A 25,085-nucleotide genomic window follows, 5' to 3' on the forward strand; every position below is an offset into this window, starting at 1 on the left:
CACGCTTACGCCCCACGCTCACTCTATGCGCACCTGCGTTCTCTCCCTGTTCGCTCTTCTGTTGAGTCTGCCCCTCCAGGCCCAATCGCCCGACGATGCTCCCTGGACCATTGACCACGTGCTCAAACAGCGGTCCCTGAGCGACGTCGATATCGGCCCAAACGGGGATCGGGTACTCTGGGTGAAGGACACCCCCGATCCAGAAGCCGATCGTACGCAGTCGGACCTCTACCTGACCTACCGGGACGATCCGCATACAGGCGACTCGACCGCCACAATTCAGCTGACGCGCACCGGCAACAACGGCGACCCACAGTGGAGCCCCGACGGCCACCAAATTGCGTTCCTGTCGTCGCGGGAAGTAGACGGGGAAGACAAGGGCACACAGATCTGGCGCCTCGACCCGCGGGGCGGCGCGCCCACGGTCCTGACCGACGTGGAACACGGCGTGCGGGGCGCGCAGTGGCTCGACAATGACCGGCTTCTCTTTACCGCTCGAGAGAAAAGCTCGCGTTACGAAACCCACCTGAAGGAGGAAAATGATGACGCGCGCGTCGTGGAGGATACAACCCTCTACCACCCCGTACGTCTCTTCGTCGTAAACGTGGAGACGAAAGAGGTCACCCGCGTCACAGAAAATGACGGCCAGATCGGCGAGTTCGCCCCCTCGCCCAACGGTCGCTACGTCGTCTACAGCCTCGACGACTCGCCGGTGGACGCCGACGCTCGCAATCAGCCGCACCAGTACCTGCTCGACCTGGAGACGAACGAGACGACCGAAATCTTCGACGATCAGTACTTCGATCCATCCGGCTACCAGTGGACGCAGGATGGGGATGCCTTCTATGCCAGCGATACCTACTCGTCGGATCCGGAGCACGAGGGATCGGGCATCACCAAGCTCTACTACTACCCCCTCAGCACGCGCTCCTATGAGGAGGTGCCGCTCCGGTACAAAGACCACGGCGTGGGCTACGGCGGCTACAGCGTGGCTGACGGCGGCATTCACGTGCAGGTGGCCGACGGCCCGACCTTCCTGCCGCGCTTCTACCGCAAAACCGACGACGGGTGGGCAATTGAAGAGGTGGAAGACGAGCGCCTAGAGCACGCCACGTCGCTCACCATCGGCCCCGACGGCGAAACCATCGTCTTCAGCCACTCCCGCGCCGATGAACCGCCGGCCTACCGCGTGGGCACCTACCGCCGCGGGCAAATTCGCAGCGACGAAACGCTGACGACGCTCAATCCGCAGCTTGAGGAGCTTCCCATCCCGAAGGCCGAGGTCGTTCGGTGGGAAGGCGCACAGGGCGAAACGGTAAACGGCATTCTGTACTATCCGCTCAACTACGACGAGACCCGCGAGTACCCGATGGTCACCGTCATCCATGGTGGACCGAGCGCAGTGGACCTCGACGCCTGGGACCTGGGCTGGACCGTCTATCCGCCGCTCCTCGCTCAGAAGGAAGCGTTCGTGTTTCGCCCCAACTACCACGGCTCCGGCCACCACGGCCTGGATTTCGTCGAATCGATTAAGGGCAAATACTACGAACTGGAAGTCCCCGACATCGTACGCGGAATCGACAGCCTCGCGACCGCGGGCCTCGTCGATCGCGACTCGCTCGGCGTGATGGGATGGTCGAACGGAGCCATTCTCACGACGCAGCTTACCATCGAGCATCCGGAGCTCTTCCAGGTCGCCGCGCCCGGCGCCGGGGTCGTGAACTGGTCCTCCGACTACGGCAATTGCGCATTCGGCGTGCAATTCGACAACTCCTACTTCCGCGGCCCGCCCTGGCAGCACGAGGACTACTACGTCCAGAAGAGCCCGCTCTTCGAGATGGAGAAAATCCAGACGCCGACGCTCATCCACCACGGCACCGAGGACCGGGCCGTGCCGTACGAGCAGGGCTGGGAGTACTACCGCGCGCTTCAGCAGATCGGGCAGGCCCCGGTCCGATACCTGAGCTATCCGGGCGAGCCCCACGGCTTCCGCGAGCTCTCCCACCAGCGTCGGAAGATGGAGGAAGACCTAGCGTGGCTCAACACCTACCTCTTCGACACCACGTCGATGGAGGAGCGCGTGGAGGATCGGCTGCTTGCCGATGACGCGCCGCTCGCTCTTCTCGAAGCTGCCGACCAGCCCGCAACGGTGAACGGGCAGTATGGCACGCAGGTAAACGGAACGCTTGCCCCCGAGACGGTGACCCTCGGCGACACGCTCACGGTGGGCCGCTTTGAGGTCACACGGGCCCAGTTTCAGGTCTTTGAGGATGCTTACGACGTGCCGTCCGGCACGGCCAACTACCCGGCCCACGGGATCTCGGCCGAGCAGGCCCAAGCCTACGTTGCGTGGCTGAGCGAGCAAACGGGACGCACCTATCGCCTTCCTACCGCCGATGAATTCAAGACCCTGCAGGCAGCGCGGACCGGACCATCGGAAAACACGCCGGCGTACTGGGCTGGCTTCTCCCCCAACGTGGACGAGTACCGCCGTCTACGCGCGCGAATGGAGGCCCTCTCAACCGACGCGCTCCTCATGCCGGTGGGCAGCCGTCCGCCGGGCCACGGCCCGGACGGCACTGGCCCGCTCGTGTACGACGTGGACGGAAACGTGGCGGAATGGACCCGCACCGACGACGGATGGGACGCCCGCGGCGCCTCGGCCCTGACCCAAAAGAACGACAAGGCCGACCAGTCCCCCGACGTCCCGACCCGCATGACGGGGATTCGCGTCATCCTTGAGAAGTAATCCACAACCTAGCGACGGACCGCTCCCCTGCACCGCGGTCGGCGGTCCGTGCGCTCCCCTCTCCATGAGCACCAACCGCATACAGACGATCCACGCCCCGGACACAGATCCTCGCTTTTCGGTGCCGCTCCGGGGCGTACGGATCGATCCAGAAACGCGCTGTACCCACTACGACGGCCCCCGCGATCGGATTGCCCTCCGATTTGCGTGTTGTGGAATCTACTTCCCCTGCTTCCAATGCCACCAGGCAACGGCCCCCCACTCTCCGAGACGATGGCCCTCGGCCCGACGCCACGAGGCAGCGGTGCTCTGTGGGGCCTGCCGTCATACGATGAGCGCTCAGGCGTACCTCCAATGCAACCACACCTGTCCACACTGCGGCGCAGCATTTAATCCCGGCTGCGCAGCCCATCACAATCGCTACTTTGCCTTCGTCGATTGAGCGGCCTCTTTTCCTTCCTTAGCAACAACTGCACTGTGAAGGAAGCATGAGGGTAGAATTTCGATGAACCCCGAAACCTAGTCCCGGACCTCCTGTTGCAGATATCGCACTTATCACGACACGCCGCGTTCGTCTAGCCTGGTCTAGGACGCCGGCCTCTCACGCCGGTAACATGGGTTCAAATCCCATACGCGGTACGTCTCCGAGTTTTAAGAGGCGCTGGCCTTGCCCTCCTTCCTCCCCCCAGGCCAGTGCCTCTTTTTTTGCCCGACTATTTTAACACTCGGTTGCAGCTGATTGCTTCTCAAAAGAAAAGCGGCGGTCCTGAATGAGTTCAGGGCCGCCGCTGAGGGCAAGGGGTGCGCTAGAAACCACTACTCATTGTCTGTTCCCTCTTCCTCATCGAGGGTCGGCTTTCCGTTGGAGCGGACGGACTTCAGGCCTTCCAGATTCTCTGGATTGAGGACGTTGTCCACGAGACCGTAGTCTCGTGCCTCTTCGGCACTCATCCAGTAGTTGCGGTCGGCATCGTCCTCGATCTGGTCGATGCTCTTGTCCGTGTGCAGGGCCAGGATCTCGTAGAGCCGCTTCTTGAGCCACATAATCTCCTTGGCCTGGATCTCAATGTCGGACGCCTGTCCTTCAGCTCCGCCCATCGGCTGGTGAATCATGACGCGCGAGTTCGGAAGCGCCGCCCGCCGTCCGTCCTCGCCCGCCGCCAGCAACACCGACCCCATCGAGGCCGCGAGGCCCACGCAAATGGTTGCCACCGGCGCGTTCACGTACTGCATCGTGTCGTACACGCCAAGGCCGCTGTAGATGACCCCTCCGGGCGAGTTGACGTACAAGTTAATCTCCTTCTCCGAAGACTCGCTCTCCAGATACAGGAGCTGTGCGACGGTGAGGTTCGCGATCTGATCGTTGATCGGCGTCCCGATGAAAACGATCCGCTCCTTGAGCAGGCGGCTGAAGATGTCGTAGGCACGCTCGCCCCGCGTCGTCTGCTCGACGACCATCGGAACGAGGCCCGACATCGGCTGATCGTCCATGTCGCCCTTGTAAATGTCCCGCGGAAGCGACGTCAGGCTCTTGCTGAATTTGATGAAGTCGTCGGCGTCGGCCATGGCGACTCGTGAATCGATGGTGAGTACAACGGGGTGATGCGGACTGCTGCTCCCACCTTTCGGCGGGGGAATGGTTCCTGCTGTGTGGGGGTGGAGGGATGGAAGTGGGGGAATGGGCAAGCCACGTCCCCATCTCTACGCGTCCACACTTAGGACGTCATTCGCTGTTGGCCCTGGTGCTGCTGGTGCATCTCCTCCTCAAACTCCTCGCGCGACTTCTTCTGCACGTCGAAGCGGTCGATGAGTAGGTCATACACCTTGTCGCTCAGGACCTGCTGCTTCACGCGGTCCATCATCTTCGGCATCTGGCGGTAGAACTGCTCGATCTGCTGGGCACTCACCTCGTCGCCCTGTGCCTGATCGGCAAAGAACTCCTGCAGCTCCTCGTCGGTCACCTCCAGGTCCTCCTCTTCAATGATCTTGTCGCGGATGAGCATCCAGCGCCCCTGCTTCTCAGCGTCGCGCCGGTTGCGGTTGCGGAAGTGCTCCTCGTCGAAGTCGTCGGGCAGTTCGCCGTCATTCTCCTGCTCGACCTGATTGACAAACGAGTCGAGGTACGTTTCGATGACCGACTCGGGGACCGGTACAGGATGGAGCTCCAGCATCTTGTCGACGATCTCGCCCTGCACCATTTCCCGGGCCTGCTCGTCCCACTGCTCCTCCAGTTGCCGCCGTACCTCGTCGCGGAAGGCCTCTGGATCGCTGAACTCCTGCTCCGTCAGCCGCTCCACAAAGGCCTCGTCAAACGGCGGGAGGTCGCGCTGTTTGACGTCGTTGACCGTCACCTCATAGAGACGCTCCTCCTCATCGTGATCGTGGTCGTGGCCGCCCGGTCCATGATCGTGGTCGTGCGGATCCTGCGGCAGCTCCACGCGGAACGTGTCGCCCGCCTTCTTGCCCTTCAGGGCCTCGCGAAGCTCCTCCTTCAGCCGTTCATCATCGAGAAAGAAGGACAGGTCCTCATCCTTATCCCCAATGATGGGCGTATCGGTCTGTGGATCGATGCGCTGGAGGTCGATGTTCACGAAGTCCTCCTCCCCGGCCGGCTCATCCTCCATCGGAAGCAGATCCGCCTCCTTCGTGCGGAGACGCTCAATCTCCTCCTCTACGTCCTCCTCCGTCACCTCGTGCTCCAGCATCGAGATCTGCTCGGACGAGACGTCCTGCAGGTCCACCTCAGGGCGTACGCCGAACCGAACGACCGCGTGCAGATCCTGGTCGAGCTCGTAGTTGAGTTCCGTAATCGTGGGCTGGCCGAGAGGTTCGATGTCGTCGTTGCCCTCAACCTCGTCCTCAAAGGCCTCCTGCACGAATTCCTGGGCCACCTTGTAGCCGATCTGCTCACCGTGCATCTTCTTCACGAGGCCAAGCGGCACCTTGCCCTGCCGAAAGCCCTGCACGTCCATGTGCTTGCGCTGCTCTTTGAGGGCCTCTTTCAACTTGGGCTCAATGTCGTCGGCCGTAGCGTGGAGGTCCAGCTCGTACTCGACGGGAGAAGCTTTTGAGAGTGTCGTTTCCATAGGGCGGCAGGGTCAACCAGTAGAGAGAGGGCTCTATCGCGATTTTCTTCAAATGCATGGACGCCGCAGAAGATCGCAGCAAAGGCTCAAAAAGAGATGCAGACTGCCTTTTCAGTGTCAAATCCTGCGTGAAAACGGGACAGTCCGCCCTTGATGCCTGTCTCTCTCGTCGGTGGCTCCTCTGCCAGCCGCGTTCGGGGTATTCTACAGGCACGGATGAATGGAAGAGCGAAGGCGTGAACGCGGAACAGCCGACCGCAGACCACCGACAGCCGCTCTAAGTGAAATTGCGGAATTGGGAATTTGGAGTGCGGATTGAACTTCGTAGCGACGCGAGCTGCTGTATTCGGGACGGAGATTCGTGATGCCCCCACTCTCCCATGCCGTTCCGGCACATGTTCACCCAATCGTCCCATCGTACGGAGGCTAGTCGTATGTCACCCACTTGGCAATCTCGCGAAAGCCCGGCGTCTTCCCGTAGGACAGGATGCCGACCCGGTAGATGCGCCCCGCCAACCAGATAGTGCCCACGAAGCTGCCCACCAGCAGGACAAAGGCCGTCGCAATTTGCCAGACGGGCACGTTCGTGATCGCTGCCCGCAACACCATGAGGATGGGCGAGAACAGTGGAATCATGGATGTGACCACCGAGAGAGTGGCGTTGGGGCTCTCGATAATAAAGACAAGGAAGAGGATTGGCAGAATCAGCGGCGACATGACGGGAAGGAGCAGATTCTGGGCGTCCTGCTGCTGCTCCACGGCCGAGCCGACGGCAGCAAACAGCGCGGCATAGAGCAGAAAGCCGCCGAGGAAGAAGAGGATAAACCAAACGACGAGATCGATGGGAATTGTGGGCACGGAAACACCCGCGGCCTCCATCATGGCCTGCTGGGACGCATCGGGGGCCACCCCGAGATCCGACGGCGTGAAGAGCAGCGCAATGACCGGCCCCACCGCCGCAAAGCCGCCCATCACGAGCACCGCCCACGTGATCATTTGCGTCAGCCCCATCGCCCCGATGCCGAGCACCTTCCCCATCAACAGTTCGAAGGGCCGCACCGACGACACAATGACCTCAACCACCCGATTGCTCTTCTCTTCGATCACGCCCTGCATCACGTACTGCCCATAGATAAAGACGGCAAAGTAGATTGCCAGCGCCATCGCGTAGCCAATAAAGGTGTAGGCGATCGACGAGTCGGAGGTCGTGCCCTCTTCCTCACTCAGCTTTCGCGTGGAGAGACTCACGTCCGACCCAACAATTTTGAGCACATCGCCCGATGCGCCTGCCCCCTCCAATCGGCGCTGCCGCACTACCCGATTGACCTGATTATCGAGCTGCGCCCGGAGGGAAAGTCCACCTCCCTCCATCGAGTAGTACGTGGCTTCTCCTTCTCCCTCCAGCAGCGATTGCGGCAACAGCAGATAGCCGTCATACTGCCCGTCGCGTACCGCGGCCCGGACCGAGTCGGTGGACGCATCAGTGACCTCGAACGTGACCCGGTCGCCACTTTTTGCGATCAGCGAATCCGCCAGCTGGCCCGTCTCGTCCACCAGGGCCACCGTCCGTTCGTCGGTCTCTTCCGCAAGGTAGCCGAACACGGCAGGTGCAGCCGCCAGAATGACGAAGCCCACCGGCACCAGAAGAGTGGCCAACAAAAATGCCTTCGAGCGGACGCGGCGCCAGAATTCGCTGCGGAGAATGAGCCAGATCTTGTGGAACGACATGCTGCGTATGGGCGAGTGTGCGTGGAGAAGCGTGGGCGATCCGTGTGTGTGATTGCACCTTCCGTCAGGCGGTCTCAACCGCCTCTTCCTGCATCCGCCGGGCCTCCGACTCGCCCACCACCTCCACGAAAATCTCGTTCAGCGGCGGGGCCACCCGTTCGTAGCGATACACCTCCTCGGTCCGGTCCAACGCGAGGTCCAGCACCGAGCGGGCGTCGGTGCCGTCGGCCAAACTCAACTCCACGCGGTGGGCGTTCCGGGTATTCACGCGCACCTGTCCGGAGGCCTCCAGCTCGTCAACAAAGGTATCGTCGCCGTCGAACTCCAGCACCAATGTATTCTTGCCGAATTGCTCCTTGATGTCGCGAAGATTGCCCTGCAGCACCACGTCCCCCTGTGCCATGAGGCAGATGTCGTCGCAGAGCTGCTCGACCTGTTCCATGCGGTGGGAAGCAAACAGAATCGTTCGGTCGTCGCGGCGCAGCTCCAGAATGATGTCGCGCAGCAGGTCGGCGTTGATGGGGTCGAGGCCACTGAACGGCTCGTCGAAGATGAGGAGCGACGGGTCGTGCAGCAGCGTGGCGATAAACTGGATTTTCTGTTGCATGCCCTTCGACAACTCCTCCGTCTTCATGTCCGCCCAGTCCGTGGCGTCGAAGCGGTCGAGCCAGTGGTCGGCGCGCGTGGCCGCCTCGGTTTTCGAAAGCCCCTTCAGTGTGCCGAGATACACCAGTTGCTCTTTTACGCGGAGCCGCTTGTAAAGGCCCCGCTCTTCCGGCAGGTACCCCATGCGCTGCTGGCTCCACGGCCCTACAGTCTGCCCCTCGTAGCGAACGGTCCCCGCATCCGGCACCATGATGTAGGTGATCATGCGGATGGTCGAGGTTTTGCCCGCCCCGTTGGGGCCGAGAAGCCCGAGGATGCGCCCGGGCTCCGCTTCAAAAGAGACGTCGTCGACGGCCACGGTGTCGCCGTAGCGCTTCGTGACGTTTTCGACGGAGAGATGAGCCATGCCTGCTGTGGTATGTTCACACTCGAATGACAGCGCCCTTAAATAAGGAGGTCCACGGGTCAATCACAAGGAAGAATCGATGAGTGAGCTCGCGGATGGAAAACGGAGGACGAAATGGCTCGCTACCGTTTTTCGGCGGACGCCCCAAGTGCAATGCCAGTCGCCGAATCCCCAGTTGCAGGAAGAGTCCCGTCAGCGTTGAGCCCCCAGATTTGATTAACGGTGCGGACGAGTTTCCGGTAGCGAGGATCGCTGCGAAGAGGGTCCAGCGCGGTCCCGTAGCGGAGCTCGGCGGCGAGGAACTTCGCCCACGTCACCCGACGCAGATCGGCAAAAGCGGCATCGATCTCCCCGAGAGCCGCGTGCACCTCGGCCTGCGCAAAGGGACTCTCGTCGTTCGATTCCATCCGTTGCAGTCGTTCGCGGGCGCCCGTCGTGTCCCCCATCCGGAGGCGCACGACGGCCGGCTTGCCCAGGTGGAGCCGCCGCACCCCATCCCCGGGGGCGGCCATGTCGAGCCCGCGCTGCAGGGCCAGGAGCGCCTCCTCGTACCGCCTGGCCCGGCTCAGGGCCACGCCCTCTACGATGTGCCCGGCAGCGTAGTCGGGCGCCAACTGCTTGGCACGAGCGGTATGCGTGAGGGCCTCATCGGTCCGCGCCGGCTGCTGCCGGTTGTACGCTCCTGCGAGCGCCGCGTGGATGGATGGCGACATCGGGTCGAGCTCGGCGGCCGTCCGGAGATGAGAGACTGCTTTCTCAAGTCGTCCCAGGGCAAGGTAGAGATTGCCGAGCCACTGGTGCGCCCGTGCATAGTTGGGATTCAGGTCGAGGGCCTGGATGTATCCTCGCACGGCTGCCGGGCCGTTCCGGCGATAATCCTTCACCAGAGCACGGGAGGCGTGGGACTCCGCAAGGTCTGGATTTAATTCGACTGCCCGGTTGGCCGCCCGAAGGGCCCTTGGAAGCACCGAATCGGCCGGGGCGTAGCCATAGAGCGAGAGCAGGCTTCGTGCATCGGCCAGCCCCGCCCAGGCGAGGGCATAGCTGGAGTCTCGTGCAAGGGCCTGCCGGAAGTAGCGGGCGGCCTGCCGGATGCCCTGATCGCTGCGCTGATCGAGCAGGGCGCGGCCTTTCACGTAGAGCCGGTAGGCCTCCAGATTCTCAGTCGGTCGGCGGGCAATGCGCTCCTCTTCCTGAGTCGTGAGCGTCGCCTCCAACGAACGGGCGATCTTCGTGGTCAACTCGTCCTGAATGGCAAAGAGGTTCTCCGGGGTCAACGCCCGCTGGTACTCCTGCCCCCATTCGTGCGTGTCTTCCCGCGCATTAATGAGTTGGGCACTGACCTGCACCTGAGAGCCTGCCTGCTGGACGGTGCCCTCTACGATCCACCGTACCCCGAGCTCTTGGGCAATCTCGGGCAGCGTCTGGGACGTTTCCTGATACGGCAGTACGGAAGTACGTGAAATCACCCGGAGATCCGATATGCCCGAGAGCCGACTGAGCAGATCGTCGTGAATGCCTCGTGCAAACTGTCCTGCGTCTGCGTCCCCGACGCTCTCGAACGGAAGGACAGCAACTGAGCGAGGCGGAGCCGCCGCTTCCGACGTCCCCATCATCTCTCGTGCGAGGATCCAGGCTGCCCCCAGAAGCAGAACGATCGCCCCGCCAATCACCAGAAGCCTCATCGCACTTCGTTTCTTCTCTCCCATCCCTGAGAGAATGTGCCCTACAGACAAACGCTCGTCGTCAGAGCCCGCTGGAGACGGCTTTTCGGCCTGTGCCCGCTTGGTTGTGGCCTCCTGCGCCTCGGCCCCTTCCAACAAGGCCGCAAACGCCTCGACAGAGGCCGGGCGCTCATCGGGGGCCAGTGCCAGGCCTCGCCTCACCGCCACGCTGACCTCCAGGGACACGTGCGACGACACATTGTGGGGCGCCACCAGGGAGTCCTCCTCCAGCCGACGCCCGGCTGCAGGCGGCTTCATTCCTGTGAGACACTTATAGAGCGTCGCGGCGCACGCATACACGTCGGTCCATGGGCCCTGCTCCCCTCCGCGAAAATACTGTTCGGGCGGGGCGTACCCCGGTTTAAAAATGACCTGTTCGTCCGCACTGCGCTCCTCCATCGCCGCCCGTGCCGCCCCAAAGTCCAGCAGTACAATCCGGCCCTGATCGGTGCAATAGATGTTTTGCGGATCGATGTCCCGGTGCAGCAATCCTTCCTCATGAACGGACTGGAGGCCACGTAGCACGTCCTGCATAATGGATACGGCGTCGGCCTCTGCCAGGGTGCCCCCCTGCGCCGCGAGATGCCTCGCGAGCGTCTGCCCTTCGTAGTAGTCCATGACAAGGTAGCCGGTCCCGTGCTCTTCGAAGTAGGACCGCACCCGAACGATGTTGGGATGGTCGAACCGGGCCAGGGTGCGCCCCTCCTCCATGAAGCGCTCCCGGCCGAAGGAAAAGTCCTCGGCGTCGTCTGGCTCGTCCGGGGTCAGAACGAGCGTAGACGGGGTCCGCCCGGCAATCTCGTGGGGATAGTACTCCTTGATCGCTACGGTCGTATCGAGACGCTCGTCATGCGCCCGATAGGTAATGCCAAAACTTCCAGATCCGAGCACGCCCTCAATACAATACTGGTCTCGCAGACGCGTCCCCTGCGGGAGTTGGATTGGGGACGTAGAGCCCTCTCCTCCTGCCTCGTCGTTGCTGGACGCAGCCGACGGTTCGGACATGCCACTCCGTGGGAACGTTCGCGAAAATCATTTCTACTCAGATGCATGACGGCGTGACCCCCACTGATCGGCCCACTACCACGAATGCGCAGGCGTGTCCCGCGTGATGGCCTCCGTCGTATTCAATCATTCTCAAGGGCAAAAGGAAAGAAACCCGAGGGAAAGCGAAACCGCAATGTAGTCATAGCGGCCAACCACACGGCAACCCGCAGGAGCATACGGGCTTCGGAGCAAATGAGCTGCTGCCTGACAGCCTCCGTACACCCGATTACATTTTCCCCTCCCTCTCCTGGCCCCTCATGTCCGTACTCACACGTCCAGCCAACCTGTTCGTCCCAAACCAATTTCCTCCTCTCGACTTTGCCCCTACTGCGCGAGATCGAATGATTGGGGAAAAATCCATCGAGCGGGGCATACCGTGAACCAACTTGTGAAGAAAAAGCTACACCAGAACAGTGTGGTTGGAATATGCCGACACCATCCGTCGGTTTTCCTCACGGTCTCGTTCTTCCTCCCAGTCCCGCAACGTCCATGTCGACTACCCCGACCCCGACGAAAGAAGCCCCGCCTTCACCGTTTCCCACCGACGACCCGGTGTTGAGTCTCATCGGCAATACGCCGATGGTAGACTATCCCGGGGCCGATCGCGGACGCCTTCGCTGTAAGTTGGAGTCAGAAAACCCGACGCGGTCGATGAAGGACCGCATCGCGATGGGCATCCTCACCCAGGCCCTGGAAGAGGGCGACTACGATACGGTGGTGGAAGCCAGTTCCGGCAACACGGCCGGCGCAGTTGCCCTTGTAGCGAATCGGCTGGGCCTCACCTGTAAGCTCACCTGCCCAGAGCACACAAGCCGATCAAAGATTGGCTACATGAAGGCCTTTGGGGCAGAGGTGCATACGTGCCCGGACGTGGAATCGGACCACCCGGAGCACTACCGAGCGGTGGCGCAACGACTAGCGGAAGAGGAGGAGAATGCCTTTCTCGTAGACCAGTATCACAATCAGGGCAATCCGACGGTCCACTACCGGTGGACGGGCGCAGAAATCTGGTCACAGGCGGGGAACGACATGACGCATCTGGTGTCGGCCATGGGGACGGGCGGACTCCTCAGCGGGTCGGCCCGGCGCATCAAGGAGGAAGCCGAGGCCACGGGGCGCGACGTGCGGGTTGTGGGCGTTGATGCTCAGCACTCCAACATCTCTACGGCCTTCTACGGCGAAGAAGCCGTGCCCTACGACACGACGGTCGAAGGCCTGGGCAAGGGCGGTGAACTGCCAACCATGTGGTTTGAGCACATCGACGAGATGCGTAGCGTTTCCGACGAGGTGGCGTTTGAGCAGGCCCGCACGGCCGCCCAGGAACACGGACTCCTCATCGGTCCCAGTGCCGGTGCGGCGCTCTCCGTGGCAATGGACATTCACGCCAACCAGCCCGACGCGCGCGTCGTGACCATTATCTGCGACGGAGGTGAACAGTATTTCGACACTCTCTTCGGCGTCTGAGACGCTAGGAGACCGAACACGGCCCCAGTTGTGCGCTGGTCCGTCGTTTGCGTTCGAATTCCTTCTGCAACGAACAGGAATTGAAAGGTAAAGTCTTCTCTACGGAGGGACAACGCTGCACTCCCGTAGGTTTACTTTGCTTACCTTTCCACGCTCTCCGAACGACACGCCACGCACACATGACGTCCTCAATTCGCTGCCTCCGTTCGGCCGGTCTTCTTGGACTCCTGACGCTCTCCTGCTTCCTTTTTTGTCCGCAGCCCGCCCAGGGCCAGTTGTGGCTTCAAACCTCACGGGTCATCACGCCCGTGGAAAACGGCCCGACGCGCGTTTTTTTGGACACGCTCGTCGCGGTCATGGAACGAAAGAAGATTGAGGTGAAACGATCCCCGGAAGGGGAGCAGACGTTCACCATCGAAGAGCTTCGCACTGAGTTGATTGAGGAAGAAGGGGTGGGCCTTCGGAGTGGGGTCAACCACGCATTCGTCGACTATCGTTTCTCTATCGACGACGGAAGCAACTTCGAACAGAGGGTGTCGGCCATCCACTTTGTCTTTCGCCCAGGACCGGGACAGAGTGACATTCCCATCATGTACCTCGATGCCCGGCAACCTTGGATGACGCAACTCCTTCAAAACAAGGGCACTGATCTGCAGACCAACGAGGCGGCGCTCATCCCCTTCCATCGCCACCTCGGCTTTGCACAAATTGCCCGTCAGGAAGAGACGCAAATCGTCGAAATTGGGGGAAGAACGGTTCGTGAGGGGTTCCAGGAACAGAAAGAAGCGCTTATTCGAAAAGTGGAGCGCCTGACCTACGAGTCTTACGTCTAACTCGCCTCCTTTCCTTCCTCCTGCGCTCCTGTCTTCCACGAACGGGACAGGTTTTTTAGTGAGGGTCCAGCTAGGCAACTAGGGGACATGTCCCCTGCATTCGATGATTCGGGCATGGGAAATCGGCACACCTCCCTTCCTTCTCTCGCCGAACAAAAGACGGAGGGGACGATCGTTTTGCTCCGTGCGCCCGGATTCGAGTGCCACGATCCGACTGACTCTCGTTCCCAGAAGGGCAAAACGAACATGCCCGCCGGCAAAGGCCGAGCGGGCAATCGGAGCACACAACCCGTATCCTGGAGGGGCGCCGATACAGAGAATCGTGGAGGGAAAGCGGCCCGTGGTCCCTACCGGACCCGGATGCGCTGGCCAGGCCGGAGGTTGGACGACCGGAAGTCGTTCAGATTACGGATCTGCTCAACGGAGGCTCGATACTTCCGAGCAATATCCCAAAGCGTATCGCCCTGCCGGACGGTATGATACACAGCGGCGTTTTCCTGTGCGGACGACTCATCATCCGCATTCAGGCGCGCCTCGGTTACGGGCCGCCCTCCCATGGTAAGACGATTGGTCACTGCCGTGACCCCCTCTACGCGTCCGGCAATGCGCTCGGCCATCCGGTACTGATCGGGCGTGTTGACGTCGCCCCGCAATACGAGGTGGCCCTTAATAACCGTGGGCCGAAACGGAAAGACCCGGAGACTCGACGTACGCACGAGCGCCTGCTTCACCTGCGTTTCCGTGCTCGCATCTTCGATCTTCTGCGCCACGGACCGAGTGCCCTTCATCTTTTCAACGTCAACCGGAGCAGCCGGGTCCGGTGGCGACGTTTCCGAAACCGTAGTGGCCGTAGCGGCTGCGGTGGAATCAGCCGACACGCCGGAGGACGTACTCGACGTGCACCCGACCAACAGCAGGGCCACAACAACGACGACGAAAAAAACAGAGGAACGGAGCGCAGATCGAAGGGTCAAGGCAGCAAGGGGAATCGGGATGGAAAAGGAATGTCGACTACGCTTCGACCGCGAGTTCGTCGACCTCAGAACGCGGGGCCTCCACCGTACCGTGCTCGGCAAGCCAGCGTTCGGCATCGATCGCCGCCATGCAACCGGTGCCCGCTGCCGTAACGGCCTGGCGATACTCATCGTCCTGCGCGTCGCCGGATGCAAAGACGCCCGGAATATTCGTGTACGTAGACTCGGGCTGCGTCTGGATGTATCCCTTCTCATCCATGTCGAGCCATCCCTCAAACGGACCCGTGTTCGGAGTGTGGCCAATGGCGAGGAAGAAGCCCGTCACCTCGTCCATCGTGTACGTCTCTGCAGTTTCATTGTTGATGACCTCCAGCCCTTCGACCTGCTGGTCGCCGAGCACGTCGATCACTTCCGTATTCCACACGAACTCGATCTTGTCGTTCTCGAACGCCCGCTCCTGCATGATCTTTGACGCCCGGAGCTCATCGCGGCGGTGAATGACGTAGACCTTCTCCGCGAACTTCGTGAGGAAGGTCGCCTCCTCCATGGCACTGTCGCCGCCGCCCACGACCGCCACCGTCTCGCCCCGAAAGAACGAGCCGTCACAGGTCGCGCAGGCCGTCACTCCCTTTCCGATGAGGCGCTGCTCATTCTCAAGGCCGAGATACTTAGCCGAGGCGCCCGTCGATACAATCACTGTCTGAGCATAGAGGGGCGTCTCCTCATCAATGAGCAGGCGGTAGGGACGCTCCCGAAAGTCGACGTGCGTGACGGTGCCGTACCGCGACTCGGTCCCAAAGCGCTCGGCCTGGTCTTGGAAGCGATCCATCATCTCCGGGCCGAGAATGCCCTCCGGAAAGCCGGGATAGTTTTCCACGTCGGTCGTGGTGGTAAGCTGTCCCCCGGGCTCCGGCCCCATGTAGATGACGGGCTCCAGGTCGGCACGGGCCGTATACAGGGCCGCCGTCCATCCGGCCGGCCCCGTCCCGATAATGACGACGTCTCGATTCTCTGCGTCCGAAAAGTCGACGCCCTCGAATGCCGAGAGGTCCGGATGCTGTCCGTTTGTATGCATAGACACAATGGCGAATTTCGGGATTCGAATTGCGAATGGAATGGCGAGTGCCAAGGAAAAGAGCTCTCCCTTTCCTTCGACACTCGCCACTCGACATTCGAAACTGTGCTAGGCGGGCTGCCCCACCAACTCTTCCAGCGTCTCCTTCAGCGGCTTCTTGCCACTGGCGCCCACGAGCGTCTCCTGGACTTCTCCGTCTTTGAAGAAGAGCAGCGTCGGGATGGAACGAACCCCGTACTCCTGGGCCGTCTGCGGATTTTCATCCACGTCCACTTTGCCCACCTTGGCGCGGCCCTCAAACTCATCGGCCAGGTCCTCAACGATGGGCGCAATCTGGCGGCAGGGACCGCACCAGGTCGCCCAAAAGTCGACGAGTACCGGCTCGTCGGAGTTGAGTACTTCGTCCTCAAAATTATCGTCGGTCAGGGTCGTGACGTTGGCACTCTCGGCCATAGGAATAAAAAATAGTCTGTGTGGAAAAACGGCGTGCGCAAACGCTTCGATGTGGTACCATCGATGTCCGTATGCGGTTTCCTCGTCCTAGGTGCGGACGTGCATGCATTCGATGAATTGATGAGTATCGAACAATCTTCCTCACTCACCTCCTCTGTTCGCACGTCCAGGAGTGTTGTACTGCAAGCAATCGTTACACTGTCCCGCCTCGCCTTTCCCTTCCCGGAATCGTAGCAGGACCTTTGCGATTGTGCTTGCTCTCGGGTTGTTCACTCTCCAAAAGTGTGCCGCTCGGCAGAGCGTGCCATCCTGTCACGTTCTCGGAGCAACCCGACCTGTTGCATGCCGTCGTGACGGGGTGCCCCCTTTGCACGCGCCATAGAGGGCTCTAGTCGTCCCGCTCTCCCGCCGCCATCAACTCGCGGGCACTCTTCAGGGCAGCGTCGGTCACTTCCTCTCCACTGATGAGGGACGCCACCTGTGTGGCCTGCTCTTTCTCATTGAGGCGATGAATCGTCGTTTTCGTCGTGCCGTCCTCTACTACCTTCTCGACCTTGAAGTGTCGATCTCCAAGCGCGGCGATCTGCGGCAGGTGCGTGATTGTAATGATCTGGTGGTAGCGCGCCAGATCGTGCATACTCTCGCCCACGCGCCGGGCCATGTCGCCCGAGATGCCGACATCGATTTCGTCGAAGACCAGGATCGGCAATCGTTCGCTTTTCGCGAGGATGGTTTTGAGGGCAAGCATGATCCGACTGATTTCCCCTCCGGAGGCAACTTCTGCCAGCGGCATCGGCGGCACACCCACGTTGGTCGAAATGTAGAACTCAACCTGATCGACGCCCTTTCCGAAGGCACGGTAGCGTGCGTCGTCCTCGTCGGGTCGAATCCAGCCGTCGGATTTCTCCTGTCGCGTGAAGCGAACCTCAAACTGGCTGTCGGGCATCCCGAGGGTGGCCAGCTCGTCGAGAATGGCGTCCTCGATGCGATCGGCCACCTCGCGCCGTTTGTCGGAAAGGCGAAGGGCTACGTCCGTCAGCTCGTTCTGAGCCTCGCGAATCTCCTCATCGAGCCGCTCAAGGTTGCCCTCAAAGTCCTTCGCCAATTCGTACTGCTCCCCGATTTCTTTTCTATGTTCGAGCACCGCCTCGAGCGTTCCGCCGTATTTTCGCTTCAGGCGTTCAAGCTCCGTGATGCGGTCACGAATGGCATCGAGCCGGTCCGAGTCAAACTCGATGTGTGCATTGTAGTCTTGCAGGAAGTTGGCGAGTTCATTGACGATGATCTGTGCACTCTCGATCTCGTCGACGTGCTCCTCAAACGCATCGTCGATGCGGGCAAGGTCCTGCAAGTCATTACGGGCCAGAACGAGCTGGTCGTGAACGGCGTTCTCGTCTTCGAACAGCATCTCGTAGAGGCCCTGCGTGGAAGCGTAGAGCTGCTCGGCGTTTTCGAGCACGCGCCGCTCGGCCTTCAGCTCTTCCTCCTCGCCCGGCTCCGGGTCTACCTCGTCAATCTCCTCGATCTGAAACTCATAAAGCTCCTTCTGCTGCTGCAGCTCACGCTCACGGTCGGCCAGCGCCTCGCGCTCCTCTACGAGATCCGCCACGCGCGCACGCTTATGCTGGTAATGCTCCACAAGACTCCCGAGGCCCCCGAAGCTATCTAGCAGGCGGAGATGGGTCTCCGTCCGTAAGAGGCTCTGGTGTTCATGCTGGCCGTGCAGGTCGATAAGCTCGGCCGCCACGGCCCGCATCACATCGAGCGTGGCCGGCGTGTCGTTTACGAAGCCGCGGCTGCCGCGCTCGGTGATCTTCCGCCGCAGAATGACTCGGGGAAGCGGATCGGTCTCGATTGCGTTTTCCTCCAGGACCGCCCGGATGCGCTCCGTGTCGGCATCGTCGAAGATGCCCTCCACCACGGCCTTTGAGGCGTCGCCGCGCACCACATCGGTGTTGGCACGCTCACCCAGGATCATGCTCATCGCCCCGATCAGGATCGACTTCCCCGCCCCCGTCGCGCCCGTGATGATGTTCAGCCCACTCCCGAACTCCATCTCCAGCTCCTCGATCAGGGCATAATCCCGGACGTAGAGCGACTGCAACATCGGCGAGTGTGGAGTTTGGAATGTGGAATGGGGAATGAGGAGTGGCCTTCACTCATCCGGGGTCCACTCCACAATCCACACTCCCAATTCCACATTAGAAGAGTCTACGAGAGATTAGGGCATCCCGCCTGTTGGTAAGCAGTGTCCTTCCATCAGGAAACGAGCGTCCAGCCCTGCTTGATCTTCTTCTTAGCGTACTTCCATTTCATCTCCGTCGTCTCGCCGTTGGCGTTGTTGCGGACCGTCACGTACTCGTTGCGGCCCGGCTCGTCGGCGACGGTAACCGGCTCCTGATGCTCCGTGGTCGGATCGCGCTCGGCGGCCCCTTGCTGCTGCCCTTCGCCGCCCTGGGCGTTGATCGAGTAGTCCGGCTGGGCACTGTCGTGCTGCGTCTGAGCACTTCGGGCATCGAGTCGCCCCTTCGGCCCTTCGCCCTCGGTCTGCACCTCGTCGTCCACGACCGGCCCCGCGCGGAAGACGGTAGAGACCACTTCGCGGCCGATGTCGGCCATCATGTCGGCAAAAAGGTCGAACGCCTCCATTTTGTACTCGACCACCGGGTCCTTTCGCCCAAACGAGCGCAGGCCGATGCCCTCCTTCAGCTCGTCGAGCTCGCGCAGGTGCTCGGTCCACTTCTCATCAATGGTCTGGAGCATGGCCGTCCGCTCCAGCGCCTCGTTGATCTCCTGCCCATTCGTTTCGAGGGCCTCATCCACGTCGGCCACCGCCCGAATCAGATCCTGCCCGTCGGTGAAGTCGACGAACACACGCTCGATCATGTCGTCGCCCCGCTCGCGCTTGAGATCGCTGAGCGTCTGGTAGAACGGCTGGGCAATCGACTCACGCTTCTGCGTGTAGTAGTCGGTGGCCAGGTCGTAGACGTGCTCGACCACGCCCTCCTCTCCGAGCTGAACAAATTCCTCGCGGTCCATCTCCGGCTCAAAGGCAAGATAGCGGAGCAGATCCTCCTGCAGCCCCGCCAGGTTGCCCTGCCCGTAGTGGCGCTCCACCACCGCTTCGATAAACTCGTGCAGCATGTTGAGCACCTGTCCGTGGAAGCGCTCGCCGGTGAGGGCTTCGCGGCGCCGCTTGTAGATCACTTCGCGCTGCGAATTGAGCACGTCGTCGTACTCCAGCTGGCGCTTCCGGATGGCGAAGTTGTTCTGCTCCACCTTCGACTGCGCCCGCTTGATGCTTTTGTTGATCCACGGGTGCGTAATCACCTCGCCCTCCTCGATGCCCATGCTGTCCATCACCTTCGCCACGCGATCGGACCCGAAGAGACGCATCAGCTCGTCTTCGAGACTGACGTAGAACTGGCTCTCGCCCGGGTCGCCCTGTCGGCCGGCCCGGCCCCGAAGCTGGAGGTCAATGCGGCGGCTCTCGTGCCGCTCCGACCCGAGAATGGCCAGCCCGCCGAGCTCGCGCACCTCGTCGCTAATCTTGATGTCGGTTCCACGCCCGGCCATGTTCGTCGCGATCGTCACGGCGCCCTTCTGCCCGGCCTCCGCAATGATGTCGGCCTCCTTCTTGGCACGATCCTGCTTGGCGTTGAGCACGTTGTGGCGAATGCCCTCTCGCTGCAGCATCCGACTGATCGTCTCGGACACCTCGACGGACGCCGATCCCACGAGCACCGGCTGGCCGCGATCGTTGTATTCCTTGACCTTCTCGATGACGGCGTTGAACTTCTCCCGCTTCGTCTGGAACACGAGGTCGTCCTTGTCCTCTCGCCGAACCGGCTCGTGGGTGGGCACGACCACCACGTCGAGGTCGTAGATCTCACCGAACTCCTCCGCCTCCGTCTCCGCCGTCCCCGTCATTCCGGAGAGCTTATCGTACATGCGGAAGTAGTTCTGGAGGGTGATCGTCGCGTAGGTCTGCGTCGCGTTTTGAATCTCGACCTCCTCCTTCGCCTCCAGCGCTTCGTGGAGCCCTTCCGAATAGCGGCGGCCTTCCATCACACGGCCCGTGTGCTCGTCCACAATCTGGACCTTGCCCTCCTCCACGATGTACTCCGTATCGCGCTCGTAGAGGGTAAAGGCCTTTAGGAGTTGCTCAATGGCGTGCACGCGCTCGGCCCGCTCCGAGTACGCGTTGTACACCTCCCGCTTCTCTTCCTGAAGCTCCTTCTCCAGTTCCCGCTTGTCGCTGATATACTTCTCTTCACGCTCCTCCTTCGAGAGGTCGTCGCGCTCCTGCAGATCCTGTTCAAGCTGCTTAATTTTCTCCTGGTGCTCTTCTTCGAGCCCGGCCACCTGGTCGCCCACAACGGGGAGCACGAACATCTCTGCGGTCTCGCCCATCACCTTGGCAATGTACTCTTGCCCCTTCTCCGTCATCTCGATGGACTGCTTCTTCTCATCGACCGAGAAGTAGAGCTCTTCGTCCACCTCCGGCATACGCTTGGCGTTTTCCTGGAGGTAGAAGTTCTCCGTCTGCTGCCGCAGACGCTCCATGCCGGGCTCATTGAGAAGCTTTTGCAGCTGTCGATTCTTCGGGTAGCCGCGCGAGGCCCGAAGAAGGGCCAGCCCGGCCTCGTCTTCGTGACGCTGGGCTTCTCGCGAGTTGCCCGCCTCTTCGGCCTCCTCCTTCTTTTCGATGTGCTCCTTCGCCTCCTTTACGAGCGAGCGCACCAGCTTGCGCTGCGCATTCACCAGCTTCTCCACCGGATCCCGGAGCGCACGGTACTGATCGTTTTCCTGATCGGGCACCGGCCCGCTGATGATGAGGGGCGTGCGCGCTTCATCGATCAAGACCGAGTCGATCTCGTCGATAATCGCGAAGTGATGATCCCGTTGCATGAGCTGCTCGGGACGCACGACGAACGAGTTATCCCGCAGATAGTCGAACCCAAACTCGTTGTTGGTACCGTACGTGATGTCGGCCTCGTAGGCCTCCTTGCGTCCCTGCGTGTGCGGATCGTAGCGGTTCACGCAGTCAACGGTGAGACCGTGAAAGCGATAAATGGGCCCCATCCATTCCGTGTCCCGCTTTGCCAGGTACTCGTTTACCGTCACGAGATGGCACCCCCGGCCTGCAAGGGCGTTGAGGTAAAGCGGCATCACGGCGGCCAGCGTCTTGCCCTCACCGGTCTTCATCTCGGCGATGCGCCCCTGGTGAAGCACCACGGCCCCAAGCAACTGTACATCGTAGGGCACCATCTCCCACTCCACCTGGGAGCCCCCGGCCCGCCACGTCTCGCCCAGCATGCGCCGGCACGTTTCCTTGATGACGGCGAAGGCCTCCGGTAGCAGGTCCCAGAGAATGTCTTCCACGGTGTCCTGCCATTCCTCCTCCAACTCGTCGTACTCGTCGTAAAGCGCGTCGCGTTCCGCAAGGGGGAGGGGCTCTACGTCGGCATCGGCCATCTGCCCGTCGCCCCCAACGGGAGCCTGAGGGGCAGGCGCGCGGCGCAGGCGCTTCTCGATCTCTTCCTGCCGTGCCTCAATGTCGGCCACGGCCTCTTGAATCTCCGCCCTGAACTCGTCGGTCTTGGCCCGAAGCTCATCGTCGGTCAAATCCTGAAGCTCGTCGTAGTGCTCGTTGATCTCCTCCACGACGGGCCAAAGCTTCTCAAGCTCGCGCTTGTTCTGGTCGCCGAACAGGTTTTTTAGCCACTCAAACATGGAACGCTGGTGTCGTACGTACGAAGGACGACGAAGTCGCGATACGAGGCAATCCTAAGAAGAGAACATCGGACGCCTCCGACGGCCCGGCAGAAATGGCCGTCTACCGCATGAGGGGTTGGCACGCAGGCTCTGAGGTTGCGTTCCCGGTCCCACTCGTTTGCACAGGGCGTTCGTCTGTAAAACATGAGGTCTGCCCCTGGTGTCCTCGGGATTTGCCTCTTCCTCCTGCGCCAAACAAATGGGGAACGCCTCCCCAGGATCCGGGTCCCGAACGGCCAAGATCCGCCCCGCGGACAATCCAAACCTTCTATCTCTCCTCGCATTCGCCCCCCTACTCTTCCTCCCTAGACCGCCCGATCCCCCCTCCTTCTGAGACGCTTACGCGCCGTGCCGAGCCCCTTCCCATCCGTTTACTACATTCTCCCCACTGCCCTCCAACGAGGAACGCTGTTTCTCATCGGCCTGGTCCTGCTACTGGTTGTGGCCATAATCGCCTAGCCAAAAAATCGCAGGCCGCCCCCCACCCCAACGGTCCCGACGACGCGGCCACAGGGAGGCCCCGGCAGACGAAACACAGCCGACGATGACCTCCCGGCCGTGCGTCCGTTACGTCGTCACCCCCGCCTCTTCCGGCACGTCAACGAACGTGAGCCAGTCGTGCGGGTCTTCCCCGCCCTGCACCACGTCGAAGAAGGCATCCTGCAATTCCTTCGTGACCGGGCCGCGCTTGCCCCGACCAATTTCGTAATCGTCCACTGTGCGAATGGGCGTCACCTCTGCCGCCGTGCCCGTAAAGAAGAGCTCGTCGGCCAGGTAGAGCTCCTCGCGGGCAATCCGTTTCTCCTCGATGGAGTACCCACGCGCCTCTGCCAGTGCAATGACGGAGTCTCGCGTGATGCCCGGAAGAATGGTAGAGCTGGACGGGGCAGTGTAGAGCGTCTCGTCCTTCACGAGAAAGAGGTTCTCCCCACTGCCTTCAGCAACGTATCCGTCAGTGGTGAGCATAATGCCTTCCATCTTGCCGTTCTTCACGGCGTTCATCTTCACGAGGGAGGCATTCAGATAATTGCCGCCGGCCTTCGCCATGGCCGGGAAGGTGTTGGGCGCCATCCGATTCCAGCTGGCTACCTCCACGTCCACCCCCTTCTCCAGGGCTTCTTCGCCGAGATACTGTCCCCACTCCCAGACGGCAATAGCTGTGTCGACCGTGTTGTCGAGCGGGTTGACGCCCATTGGGCCTTCGCCCCGAAACACCACCGGCCGGATATAACACGCAGGGAGGCCGCTGTGCTCAATCGTCTCGACAACCGCTGTATTCAACTCATCGAGCGTATACGGAATCTCCATGCGGTACACCTTTGCCGAATCGAGGAGGCGTTGCATGTGCTCCTCCAGTCGAAAAACGGCCGGGCCGCGCTCCGTTTCGTAGCAACGGATGCCTTCAAACACGGACGAACCGTAGTGAATGACGTGCGACAGGACGTGCACCTGCGCGTCCTCATGGGAAACGAACTCTCCGTTGAACCAGATGTCGGGCTTCATGATAAAATGAGCTGAGGGATGATCGGGGGAATCGAGCGGCGAAGAACCAGGAGCAAAACGAGGCCCAAAGGGAAAGGTTCACCTGAACCTTGGGCCGGTGTGGAGGTCGTTTCGGCCCTGCTCGACCCGTGCCCTCAACGTTGGGATGCGACGGCGCCGCGTGAACGCCATCCGCCCGATGGTCCACAGAATCTTGGCCGAGGCCTTCACGGTGCCCTGAATGGTGCCGGTGATTTTCGAAACGCCCACCCGCCGCCGGTAGGAGACAGGAACCTCCTCCGTGCGCAGCCCCGCCTCTACGGCCTTGATCTGCATCTCAATGGTCCACCCGAAGGTTTTGTCCTGCATGTCCAGCGCCCGCAGGTCGCGGAAGCGGATGGCCCGAAACGGGCCGAGGTCGGTGTACTCCGCCCCCCAGACCCATCGCATGAGTGTACACGCCAGCCGGTTGCCAATCTGGGCCTGCGGCAGCAGGGCCCCCGGTTCCGTCTCGCCCCGAATGCGGGACCCCACCACGAAATCAGCGTCGTCGTTCACAATCGGCTCGACGAGTCGCGTCATCTCCTCCGGATGATCGCTGTAGTCGCCGTCGAGGAAGACGACAATGTCCGGTTGCCGGGCCTTCGCATACTCGATCCCGCGCAGGCAGGCGTAACCGTATCCCTGCCGTTCTTCAGTGAGGACAGTGGCCCCGGCGGCCCGGGCGTTATCCTCCGTCTCGTCGGTGGAGGCATTGTTGACGACCACCACCTCGTCTGCAACGTCATCGGGAATGTCGCCAATCACCTGGCCGATGGCACGCGCTTCGTTGAAAGCAGGAATAATGACAAGGGTAGTCACGGGACGATCGGCCGAACGAGAAAAAGACGAGGAGTCCGCTCTATGGGACGCAAGCCCCAATGGACGTTACGGAAAGTGCGATTTGCATTGAGCGTTCCTCGTGAGGGATCGAGAAAAACCCCCGGTCTTCCAGGACCAACCAGACGATTGTTCACTGACGGCAGACCGCCGCATCGTTATTAAAGAAACACTGCAAGGCAGAGGGCCTTGGCCGGGAAAATCAGTATACAGGACAATCGGTTGTCCGCGGTCGGCCGACCGGGAACCGGCCTAAGAAGCCATCTCCCGGTCACTACGCCTCCGCCGCAGCCATCTCTTCAATCGCCTCCTCGTTCATGCGCATCGTCGTCCAGTCGTCCATCGGCTCAGCGCCCACCTCCTCGTAGAAGTCGATCGCGTCTTCATTCCAGTCCAGCACCGCCCACTCCATCCGGCGGCACCCGCGTGCCTCCGCAATCTCCGCACATCGCTGCAACAGCGCAAAGCCAATGCCCTCGCCCCGGTACGTCGACTTTACGAAGAGGTCCTCCACGTAGAGTCCCGCGTTGGTGAGGAACGTGGAATAGTTGTGGAAGAAGAGCGCAAATCCCACCGCCGTGCCGCTGTCCGTCTCCGCAATCAGCGCCTCACATCCTGTGAGCGCTTCCTCCGACAAATGCTCGCGCAGGAGATGCACGCTGGGCTCAGCCTCGTCCATCAGTCGCTCGTAGGCGGCCAGCTCCAGGATGAGATCTTGCAGCGTCTCGGCATCGTCGGGGGTGGCCTTTCGGATCGTTGCTACAGCCATCGTTGTGCTACGGGTGAGTGGAAGGGCCAGCC

The 25,085-nt window shown here is 61.4% G+C and carries 17 protein-coding genes and 1 tRNA gene; 5 read left to right on the forward strand and 13 right to left on the reverse strand.

What is annotated here, in order from left to right; translation table 11 throughout:
* Positions 1-25: 25 nt before the first annotated feature.
* The 3 genes from BSZ35_RS08635 (at position 26) to BSZ35_RS08645 (ending at position 3,388) form a co-directional block, all read left to right on the forward strand.
* Positions 26-2,749 (forward strand): prolyl oligopeptidase family serine peptidase, encoded by a 2,724-nt coding sequence (locus BSZ35_RS08635; protein ID WP_105012054.1) that lies wholly within the window; start codon positions 26-28, stop codon positions 2,747-2,749.
* 64 nt (positions 2,750-2,813) lie between these two features.
* Positions 2,814-3,191 (forward strand): CHY zinc finger protein, encoded by a 378-nt coding sequence (locus BSZ35_RS20210; protein WP_105012055.1) that lies wholly within the window; start codon positions 2,814-2,816, stop codon positions 3,189-3,191.
* Positions 3,192-3,313: 122 nt separating this feature from the next.
* Positions 3,314-3,388, forward strand: a tRNA-Glu gene (locus BSZ35_RS08645).
* 177 nt (positions 3,389-3,565) lie between these two features.
* On the opposite strand, the gene BSZ35_RS08650 is transcribed toward BSZ35_RS08645, so the two are convergent.
* The 5 genes from BSZ35_RS08650 to BSZ35_RS08670 all read right to left on the reverse strand — a co-directional run bounded on the left by BSZ35_RS08650 (position 3,566) and on the right by BSZ35_RS08670 (position 11,304).
* Positions 3,566-4,315 carry an ATP-dependent Clp protease proteolytic subunit gene (locus BSZ35_RS08650; RefSeq protein WP_105012056.1) on the reverse strand — a complete coding sequence of 250 codons (750 nt, stop codon included), beginning with the start codon at positions 4,313-4,315 and terminating at the stop codon, positions 3,566-3,568.
* 149 nt (positions 4,316-4,464) lie between these two features.
* Complete coding sequence (gene tig / locus BSZ35_RS08655; protein WP_105012057.1) at positions 4,465-5,835, reverse strand: trigger factor; 1,371 nt, start codon at positions 5,833-5,835, stop codon at positions 4,465-4,467.
* A gap of 426 nt (positions 5,836-6,261) precedes the next feature.
* Positions 6,262-7,563 (reverse strand): ABC transporter permease, encoded by a 1,302-nt coding sequence (locus BSZ35_RS08660; RefSeq protein ID WP_105012058.1) that lies wholly within the window; start codon positions 7,561-7,563, stop codon positions 6,262-6,264.
* Positions 7,564-7,627: 64 nt separating this feature from the next.
* Entirely contained in the window at positions 7,628-8,575 is a 948-nt protein-coding gene (locus BSZ35_RS08665; protein WP_105012059.1) for an ATP-binding cassette domain-containing protein, read from the reverse strand.
* Between the two features lie 122 nt (positions 8,576-8,697).
* The gene (locus BSZ35_RS08670) at positions 8,698-11,304 is read right to left on the reverse strand and encodes a serine/threonine-protein kinase (RefSeq protein ID WP_105012060.1); all 2,607 of its coding nucleotides are present in this window, start codon (positions 11,302-11,304) and stop codon (positions 8,698-8,700) included.
* Positions 11,305-11,835: 531 nt separating this feature from the next.
* Here BSZ35_RS08670 and BSZ35_RS08680 point away from each other — a divergent pair.
* Complete coding sequence (locus BSZ35_RS08680; protein WP_105012062.1) at positions 11,836-12,810, forward strand: cysteine synthase family protein; 975 nt, start codon at positions 11,836-11,838, stop codon at positions 12,808-12,810.
* Positions 12,811-12,989: 179 nt separating this feature from the next.
* Positions 12,990-13,643 (forward strand): hypothetical protein, encoded by a 654-nt coding sequence (locus BSZ35_RS08685; protein ID WP_105012063.1) that lies wholly within the window; start codon positions 12,990-12,992, stop codon positions 13,641-13,643.
* A gap of 347 nt (positions 13,644-13,990) precedes the next feature.
* Here BSZ35_RS08685 and BSZ35_RS08690 read toward each other — a convergent pair whose 3' ends face one another.
* The 8 genes from BSZ35_RS08690 to BSZ35_RS08725 form a co-directional block, all read right to left on the reverse strand.
* Positions 13,991-14,617 carry a LysM peptidoglycan-binding domain-containing protein gene (locus BSZ35_RS08690; RefSeq protein WP_181149250.1) on the reverse strand — a complete coding sequence of 209 codons (627 nt, stop codon included), beginning with the start codon at positions 14,615-14,617 and terminating at the stop codon, positions 13,991-13,993.
* Between the two features lie 37 nt (positions 14,618-14,654).
* The gene (gene trxB, locus BSZ35_RS08695; protein WP_105013791.1) at positions 14,655-15,692 is read right to left on the reverse strand and encodes a thioredoxin-disulfide reductase; all 1,038 of its coding nucleotides are present in this window, start codon (positions 15,690-15,692) and stop codon (positions 14,655-14,657) included.
* Positions 15,693-15,800: 108 nt separating this feature from the next.
* Positions 15,801-16,145, reverse strand: coding sequence for a thioredoxin (gene trxA / locus BSZ35_RS08700; protein WP_105012065.1), 345 nt, complete (start codon positions 16,143-16,145; stop codon positions 15,801-15,803).
* A gap of 388 nt (positions 16,146-16,533) precedes the next feature.
* Entirely contained in the window at positions 16,534-18,252 is a 1,719-nt protein-coding gene (gene recN, locus BSZ35_RS08705; RefSeq protein WP_105012066.1) for a DNA repair protein RecN, read from the reverse strand.
* Positions 18,253-18,404: 152 nt separating this feature from the next.
* Positions 18,405-21,881 (reverse strand): preprotein translocase subunit SecA, encoded by a 3,477-nt coding sequence (gene secA, locus BSZ35_RS08710; RefSeq protein WP_105012067.1) that lies wholly within the window; start codon positions 21,879-21,881, stop codon positions 18,405-18,407.
* 609 nt (positions 21,882-22,490) lie between these two features.
* A complete protein-coding gene (locus BSZ35_RS08715; RefSeq protein WP_105012068.1) occupies positions 22,491-23,426 on the reverse strand; it encodes a branched-chain amino acid transaminase in 936 nt (311 codons plus the stop codon).
* A gap of 78 nt (positions 23,427-23,504) precedes the next feature.
* A complete protein-coding gene (locus BSZ35_RS08720) occupies positions 23,505-24,266 on the reverse strand; it encodes a glycosyltransferase family 2 protein (protein WP_105012069.1) in 762 nt (253 codons plus the stop codon).
* A 292-nt stretch (positions 24,267-24,558) separates the two neighbouring features.
* Positions 24,559-25,053: a GNAT family N-acetyltransferase gene (locus tag BSZ35_RS08725; RefSeq protein ID WP_105012070.1), complete on the reverse strand. Its 495-nt coding sequence runs from the start codon at positions 25,051-25,053 to the stop codon at positions 24,559-24,561.
* Positions 25,054-25,085 lie beyond the last annotated feature (32 nt).

Source organism: Salinibacter sp. 10B, from assembly GCF_002954405.1.
GTDB lineage: Bacteria > Bacteroidota > Rhodothermia > Rhodothermales > Salinibacteraceae > Salinibacter.

Excerpts from the sequence above, each read along its gene's own strand:
- BSZ35_RS08635 (WP_105012054.1), top strand. The coding sequence starts at position 26 with ATGCGCACCTGCGTTCTCTCCCTGTTCGCTCTTCTGTTGAGTCTGCCC.
- BSZ35_RS20210 (WP_105012055.1), top strand. The coding sequence starts at position 2,814 with ATGAGCACCAACCGCATACAGACGATCCACGCCCCGGACACAGATCCT.
- BSZ35_RS08650 (WP_105012056.1), bottom strand. The coding sequence starts at position 4,315 with ATGGCCGACGCCGACGACTTCATCAAATTCAGCAAGAGCCTGACGTCG.
- tig (WP_105012057.1), bottom strand. The coding sequence starts at position 5,835 with ATGGAAACGACACTCTCAAAAGCTTCTCCCGTCGAGTACGAGCTGGAC.
- BSZ35_RS08660 (WP_105012058.1), bottom strand. The coding sequence starts at position 7,563 with ATGTCGTTCCACAAGATCTGGCTCATTCTCCGCAGCGAATTCTGGCGC.
- BSZ35_RS08665 (WP_105012059.1), bottom strand. The coding sequence starts at position 8,575 with ATGGCTCATCTCTCCGTCGAAAACGTCACGAAGCGCTACGGCGACACC.
- BSZ35_RS08670 (WP_105012060.1), bottom strand. The coding sequence starts at position 11,304 with ATGTCCGAACCGTCGGCTGCGTCCAGCAACGACGAGGCAGGAGGAGAG.
- BSZ35_RS08680 (WP_105012062.1), top strand. The coding sequence starts at position 11,836 with ATGTCGACTACCCCGACCCCGACGAAAGAAGCCCCGCCTTCACCGTTT.
- BSZ35_RS08685 (WP_105012063.1), top strand. The coding sequence starts at position 12,990 with ATGACGTCCTCAATTCGCTGCCTCCGTTCGGCCGGTCTTCTTGGACTC.
- trxB (WP_105013791.1), bottom strand. The coding sequence starts at position 15,692 with ATGCATACAAACGGACAGCATCCGGACCTCTCGGCATTCGAGGGCGTC.
- trxA (WP_105012065.1), bottom strand. The coding sequence starts at position 16,145 with ATGGCCGAGAGTGCCAACGTCACGACCCTGACCGACGATAATTTTGAG.
- recN (WP_105012066.1), bottom strand. The coding sequence starts at position 18,252 with ATGTTGCAGTCGCTCTACGTCCGGGATTATGCCCTGATCGAGGAGCTG.
- secA (WP_105012067.1), bottom strand. The coding sequence starts at position 21,881 with ATGTTTGAGTGGCTAAAAAACCTGTTCGGCGACCAGAACAAGCGCGAG.
- BSZ35_RS08715 (WP_105012068.1), bottom strand. The coding sequence starts at position 23,426 with ATGAAGCCCGACATCTGGTTCAACGGAGAGTTCGTTTCCCATGAGGAC.
- BSZ35_RS08725 (WP_105012070.1), bottom strand. The coding sequence starts at position 25,053 with ATGGCTGTAGCAACGATCCGAAAGGCCACCCCCGACGATGCCGAGACG.